Source organism: Vibrio sp. V19_P1S1T109 (genome assembly GCF_002241375.1).
GTDB classification, from domain to species: Bacteria; Pseudomonadota; Gammaproteobacteria; order Enterobacterales; family Vibrionaceae; genus Vibrio; species Vibrio anguillarum.
Genome location: NZ_NDIM01000226.1, coordinates 1 through 7,312, shown reverse-complemented (window position 1 = coordinate 7,312; position 7,312 = coordinate 1). Strand labels below are relative to the sequence as shown.

Genomic DNA, 7,312 nt, shown 5'->3' with positions numbered 1-7,312 from the left:
CCTCAACTATGATTCTTATATATCGAGAATTTAAGATTAATAACAGACTTGCTTTCTCACCAAGTGAGAAAACATAACAATCTGATCAAAAAAAGGCTCCGCAGAGCCTTTTGAATAAGAAAGAAACAACCGTTACGCTAATTTAAATGTCGCCACTTTTGCACTCAGCTCTTCCGCTTGCTGCTTGAGTTCATTGGATTGGCTCAAGCTATCTTCTGCACCAATGACCAGTTGCTCCGTCACATCCTTGATAGAAGTAACATTTTGTGTAATTTCACTAGTCACATGCGTTTGCTCTTCGGCTGCCGTCGCAATTTGCGTCGCCATATCACTGATCAAGGCAACCGCTGCTTTAATTTCTTCAAGCGCACCGGATGCTTTATCGGCATCTTCCACTGAGTTCTCAGCGAGCGTTGAGCTGCTTTGCATCAACGATACCGCACGTTTAGTGGTTTCTTGCAGGGTATCAATGGTTGATTTTATCTCTTCGGTAGAAGTATGGGTGCGCTGAGAAAGCACACGAACTTCGTCTGCTACCACGGCGAAACCTCGGCCTTGCTCACCGGCTCGCGCAGCTTCAATAGCCGCATTCAGCGCAAGTAAGTTGGTTTGTTCTGCAATGCCTTGAATGGTTGCCAGTACGGTCGAAATCTCTTGCGCGTGTTGGTTTAGTGCGGCAATCACGCCACTGGCCTCACTCACTGATTTTGCCAAGTTATTGATCGAGCCTTTGGTATGAATCACCAAGGCATGTCCATTGTTGGTGCTGGTTGCCGAGTCTTGCGCTGCTCTTGCCGTTTGCTCTGCGTGAGAGGCTATCTCTTGCGTTGCCGACGCCATTTCAGTAACCGCAGTAGCGACCATCACAATTTCTTGCTGCTGGTGACTAAGCTCTGATGCCGATTGATTAGCGCGATGCGCGCCATGTTCTGATTGCGCTTCCAGTTGATGAGACTGGTGACGAATATGGCCAATAAGTTGTTGTAAGCTCTCCACAAAGGTATTGAAATTATTGGCTAGTTCGCCAACTTCATCACTATTTTCAACCTTAATGCGTTGCGTTAAATCGCCACTACCGTTTGCAATTTGTGCCAACGCTTGAGAAACATTATTCAAAGGACGGAACAAAATATTACACAATAAGTTGAACAGCAGAGTACAGAGTATAACCACAACGGCAGTAACAATGAGCTGGCTGAAAGTAGCTTCAGATAAAGGTGCGATGAGCGAATCGTGATTGATGACCACAACAGTACTGAGATTCGTTCCGTTGATGCTTCGGGCGTAGAGAACATACTCCTCACCTCGAATATCCACCAATAAATCGCTGCTTTTCGCAATCGCTTGGCGGATATCAGCGAAATTTAAACCCAGATCAGAAACACTTTTATTGAGCAGTTTAGTATCACTATGGGTAAAAATATTGCCTTTATCGTTAGCAATAAACATATATCCCTCACCCGGCAAAATAACTTGCTTCATGCTGTTGAGGATGTCAGTAATTTCTACGTCGGCGCCTAAAACGACTTGTTGGCCATTTAAATTCAGTGCCTTACCTAATGAAACCACATTAGCGCCCGTTGCCGCAGCAACGGTTGGGTTATCCATAAACACTTTTGATGGGTTTGCTTTAGCGTTTGTATACCAGCCCCATTTGCGCGGATCATCGTTCCCCGGCGGCAAGATGACACCATTAGCGTTGTTTTGCGAACCGTCGGGGTAAGCAAGAAATACGTTGTCAAACGCTGCAGAATCTCGAACTTGTTTTAAATGTGTCACGATGGCTTGTTTCTCGGCATCTTGCGACAGCGAGGTTAAAGCACGCTCTTTCGACAGTAACCAGTCCGTCACATACTGGTTATAAGAAGCGGTGGTACTTTGTAATCGTTGTTCAACATCAATATCTAATCGCTCCAGTGCAGCTCGATACGACAATGCTTCAACGAGTAATCCCCCAAGAATAATGGCAGCGCTGGCTGAAATCGCCAGTTTGTTTTTTAACGACATTTTTTTAAACATAGGTAGACCTATTTGTAATAGTAATTTAACTCAAACCGATAGAATTCTCGATCAATTGGACATTATAATTTCAAGCCTCGAAATAAAACTTGAAGCGGTCCACGTCTTTGTCATTGCTCACAAAGGACTACAAAATAGCATAGTGCATTTAACACATTTATATCATGTTAGTCAGAGAGTTGATTACTCATCACTTTGGAACTAACTTCTAATTTTGAGTGAATTTTTCTGGTCTAACCTTTTCTAGCCTCACCATAGTAACCGCAGGAAATAGGCGAAAAAAAAGAGAACAAACGCTCTCTTTTTGACCACAATTAACCAGAAACTTATCGGGTCAACAGTGACTTCAATGAAAGTTCATCAGTACTATAGAGCTTGTGGCTAATCCAGTAACTGGCGATACCAATCATGATATACACAAATAAATTACCCCAACCAGCACCTTCAAAAGCCGTGAACATGTTTGAAGAAGTCATTAACTGCAACGGCAAGTTAAAAATCGCGTGGTAAAACTCCCCTACAATGTCAGAATTCAGCATAACAATCGAGATCCATTTAAGCGCGAAACCGCCCACGAACATCACAAGGATCGGCGAATTAAATATCTGTGAAATAACTAAAGTAAAGCAGGCTAATGGCAGCATCGTCACAGCAATCACCCACATGATACTGAGGTAATTCAACCAGTGTTGAACGGCATATCCTAGAGAACGTTGTTCAAATAGTAGGGCTAAACGGTTTTCTGTCGCTAAGTTAAGCCCCCACAGCAGAACGTCCGCACAAATGACTAACACGGAACAGACCACAGGGATTACAAATAAGCCAAACCCCAGTTTCACTATGTGGGTCATATTGTTCGTCACTGGCATGCTGCGCCAGAACATAGAGCTTCCCTCTTTACGCTCCTTGCGGAATGTTCTGGGGAAATAGAGTGAACTGAGCATTAGCGAAATAAAACCAACAAGCATGATGATAAAGGTGTTGAAATCATCCACAAATTCGATATGGACATCACTGATGTCGCCACCAAATTCCATCTCAAAAAACAGGTTGTGTTGCAGTGTATTGTTCATTAACAAACTGATGAACAATAGGGTTCCGCATACCAATAGAAACAAAGGAATACGCGTAACATTTTTGTTTTCAATCAGCTCTTTTTCAAGCATATAAATACTGGGGTGCATTATGCGTTCTCCTTCTGCAAGGCAAGAAATAGTTCAGCAAGTTTTACACTGTAAATAGAACCAAGCCCTTCAACGGCTTGACGGTGTTCTGAAGTCAACAACCACTTTGTTGTTCCCAAGCTTGGCTGAGATGCCAAAGGGCGATAGGTTTGGATAACGTCTTGATGTGCGTTACTGGCCTCTAGAACAAAATACCCTTGTGTAATCGCCTCCATTGAGTCTTGCAGCACGACCTTACCTTGCTTCAAGATCAGCACATCCGTTAGCAAATGTTCAATTTCCGAGACTTCATGACTAGCAATAATCAAGGCACGCTCACCATCATGAAACCATTCGAGTAAGTGACGATAGAAGGTATCACGGTAGATTAGGTCCAAACCAAGAGTTGGCTCATCCAAAATCAGCACTTTAGTATCGGTGGCAATCACAATGGCTAAATGCAGTTGTACTTTCATCCCTTTTGATAAGGTACGAATTTTACTTGATAAACGAATGTTGGTTTGTGCAAGGACTTGCGTCGCCTTGTCTAACGAGAAACTGGGATGCACGCCTGACGTATAACGCAAAATTTGTTTAACCGTCATCCAATCTGGCAACACATTGACGTCTGAAATGTAGGAAAGATGCGCCATCACTTGCGCATGTTCCGTAATCGGATTTAAGCCTTGGATCAAAATGTCACCTTGATAATGGTGAGCACCGAGCAACGACTTAATTAAGGTCGACTTGCCCGCACCATTATGTCCGAGCAAACCGAGCACCTGTCCTGCGTAGAGCTTAAAGCTCACATTCTGCAGAGCTTCCGACTCGGCATGCTTTGCGTACTGTTTAGATACACCGTTGACTTCGACTAATGGATTCATTGGTCACCTTCAATATGCTGTTGTAGTTGGTTGATAAAATCCTCAAGCGGCATCGCCAATAGCTTGAGTGTTTGTGCAATTTCTGGGATCTGTTGCTCTAAAAAGTGCTGCTTTTGTTTCGCCTGTAATTGCGCTAGCGCTCCTTTCGCGACATACATACCTTGACCTCGTCTTTTTTCAACAATGCCTTCGTCAACAAGCAGTTGATAGCCTTTCATGACAGTTAAGTGATTGATTTTCATATCTGCCGAAACGGTTCTTACCGAAGGCAACGCACTATCTTCTAGCCAAATACCTTGTAGGATCTGCTCGGTAATTTTGTCGGCTAGCTGACGGAATATGGGTTGGTTATCTTGCCAATCTGTCACAATTTTATACCGATATAGTGTTATACACATATATAACACTAAAGCAAAAATATTGAATTGCAAGTGATGAATGAAAAAACATAGAAAAACGCACAAAAAAGCCTCGTGTTAGAACGAGGCTTGAAGTCATTGTTTGCAATAAAAAGTTTATTAAAAACCGTTAGCTCATTGAGGTAGCTGGTTTATTAAAGCAATCAGCTTGTTGGGCAACTCGCAGGGCCAATCTCTTTCCATACTCCCCACACACCAGTAGTCGATGGGTTTTCGCCAGTTGTCCACCACTTGGCTTCCCATACTTTACCAGCCCAAGAAACTTGTTGACCGCCAGTATAAACCGCTGATTTATCCCACAAGTTGCTGCAAGTGTCACCACCACCAGAATCTTTCTTCGCCACGATAACCGATGCACTTGCAGAGGCCGCCGCTTTACCATCACTGACAGTTACAGTGAAGCTTAGCGTGGTGTCTTGTGTATACTCAGGAGCAACAAACGAAACACTCGCACCTTGAATGGTTGCATTTAGGCCTGCAGGTACATCCCATGCGAAAGTTAAGGTGTCTTGATCGACGTCACTTGAAGCGGAAGCGTCCACCACCACAACCTCACCAGCACTGGCATTGCTTGGCGCAGTAATCACCGCCACTGGTGGCGTGTTCACAGGCTCAGTTGCTTTAGGTTTGACCGTTACAGTCACAACATCAGAAGCCGTTGCGCCTTTGTTATCTGTGACCGTCAACTTGAACGTCAGCGTTTGTACTTGTACCACTTCGGCCGCGTCAAAACTGGCTCGTGCAGAATTAGCGTTTACTAAGCTCACTGCTGTGCCCGCCGTTTGCTGCCACACGTAACTGACAATAGTGCCATCACTGTCTTTTGATGCACCGCCATCAAGAACAACACTCACCGGACCAACCACCGATTGATCAACACCTGCATTTGCAGTGGGCACGCGGTTCGCGGGGGGTGTAGTACCTCCTCCTGCTAAGCTTTCATGCATCGCATTTAGGATGTCACCATTATCAGCGTCAATCTCCCAAGAGAACAACCCGGCCAAACCAAGGTTTCGAGCATAGGCGCCTTTAGCTTTGATTGAACGGTTATCGTCAAAAGTAACCAGTTGGCCCGTTGTACGATTCCAAACCCAAGGTGCTTCAGCTTGTGCATCGTATCCATATTCAAAGCCATTAATACCGGTATTATTAACCCCTAACATGAATGATTTGATGCCTTTATAGTCAATCACACCCGCTTCCCACACGCCTTGCGCGGAAGTGCCTTTCAATTTTCCGTTACCTACCCCTGTCATCGGGTCGGTTGGATCACTTAATGAAGCCGGCATCACCCCTTCCCAGCCACGGCCATACATAGCCGCACCTAAGACTAACTTATTAGCAGGGACACCCTGTGCTAGCAGTAACTGGATACCGTTATCCGCCGTATAAGCTGGACCTTTATAAGGTTCGCCATTTTCATCTACTCCTTTCCCATCACACTGACCAGGGCGCATGAATGATCCGCAGTAAAGCGCGGTTTGGTGGCCTAATACGTTATTCCAACCGCCATAAAAGTCATAAGTCATGGCAAAGATGTAATCCATATATTGAATGGCTTCGCCATAATTAACATCTTCAATCTTGTCATGACCAACACCAATTGCTGACGTGAGCTCATAAGTACGACCAGTTTCCGATTGCAATTCATCAAGCATGGCACGCAGTTCACGCATTAACGCAATGTACGCAGGGCCATCATTGACTGGGTCACCGCGATCCGCTGCTTGACCACCTCCTCCAGGATATTCCCAGTCGATATCAACACCGTCGTAGAATTTCCAAGTGGTTAGGAATTTCTTCACTGAAGCAACAAAAGTATCGCGATTGGCCTTGTTGGTAAAATCAAAAAATGGGTCAGAGAGTGTCCAACCACCAATAGAAGGAAGGATCTTGAGGTCTGGATTACGCTGTTTGAGCGCCATCAACATGGCATAGTTGCCCTTGATCGGAGAGCTGTATTGGTGACCCGCTTGCGGGAAACTCTTTTGATAGGCCGCCCAAGGGTCATGGATCACCACTTCGTAATCATTCACCCCATTACATGCGGTCATCAACGCGTTGTAGCTGTTTCCACCAACGGATTTCAATGATTCGTTAGGGCCACAAATTGGAATGAAGCCGTATAGAATATGCGTCAGATTATCAGCCGGGATGTTATCTACCGTATATTTCCGGTCATAGATGCCCCACTCAACAAAGTAGGTTCCAACCACCGTATCTTTATCGGTCGTGTAAGTCTTGTTATTGGGATCAATATTCATCACCAAAGGTTTGAGATGTGAGCCATCGGTATCGGCAATTGTTATCTCAACGGGTGCACTTTTGCTGCAACCTGTCGCGTCGCAAGCTTCGATTGCCATTTGGTAAACACCACCTTGTGCATAACTGAAGTTTGCGGTGGTTTGGCTGCCAGTGATTGGGCCTGTCGCGACCTGTGCGCCATCAAAATAGATTTTATACGTGTTGCCCGTTGTACCACTCCATTGGTTAAACTTAACGGCAATCGGCGCTTGATCATAATATTTGACCATTTGGTTATAACCAGCCGTGCTTTCCATGGCTAATTCAACTTTAGAAAACTGTAGATTATTCGACCCATAGACATCGACGCTAGGGGTTGCTGGTGCTGCCATTGCCGTGCCCGAAAGAGCCATTGCAATACTTGCGGCGCACAAAGTAATACGATTCATACCTATATCTCTCATTTCTGAATGTTTCACTTACATTTAAGCAAGCTGCTCTTCTGATAAGGCATTGAAGAACATCCATTTCAGTATTTACAAGACTTATTTTTTTTAGCAAAAAAATAAAAACGCTTTTCGAG

At 44.6% G+C, this 7,312-nt stretch carries 5 protein-coding genes; all 5 read right to left on the bottom strand.

All coding sequences use genetic code 11. The features are described 5' to 3' along the window. Positions 1-132: 132 nt before the first annotated feature. Complete coding sequence (locus B9J87_RS11020; protein ID WP_094123611.1) at positions 133-2,019, bottom strand: methyl-accepting chemotaxis protein; 1,887 nt, start codon at positions 2,017-2,019, stop codon at positions 133-135. A 326-nt stretch (positions 2,020-2,345) separates the two neighbouring features. After that, positions 2,346-3,203, bottom strand: a complete 858-nt coding sequence (locus tag B9J87_RS11015; protein ID WP_017045015.1) for a hypothetical protein — start codon at positions 3,201-3,203, stop codon at positions 2,346-2,348. Further along, positions 3,203-4,066 (bottom strand): ABC transporter ATP-binding protein, encoded by an 864-nt coding sequence (locus B9J87_RS11010; protein ID WP_017048124.1) that lies wholly within the window; start codon positions 4,064-4,066, stop codon positions 3,203-3,205. Before B9J87_RS11010 ends, B9J87_RS11015 begins: the two co-directional genes overlap by 1 nt. Then, positions 4,063-4,434, bottom strand: coding sequence for a GntR family transcriptional regulator (locus B9J87_RS11005; RefSeq protein ID WP_026028428.1), 372 nt, complete (start codon positions 4,432-4,434; stop codon positions 4,063-4,065). Before B9J87_RS11005 ends, B9J87_RS11010 begins: the two co-directional genes overlap by 4 nt. 194 nt (positions 4,435-4,628) lie before the next feature. After that, positions 4,629-7,178 carry a glycosyl hydrolase family 18 protein gene (locus tag B9J87_RS11000; RefSeq protein ID WP_094150779.1) on the bottom strand — a complete coding sequence of 850 codons (2,550 nt, stop codon included), beginning with the start codon at positions 7,176-7,178 and terminating at the stop codon, positions 4,629-4,631. Positions 7,179-7,312: the final 134 nt, after the last annotated feature.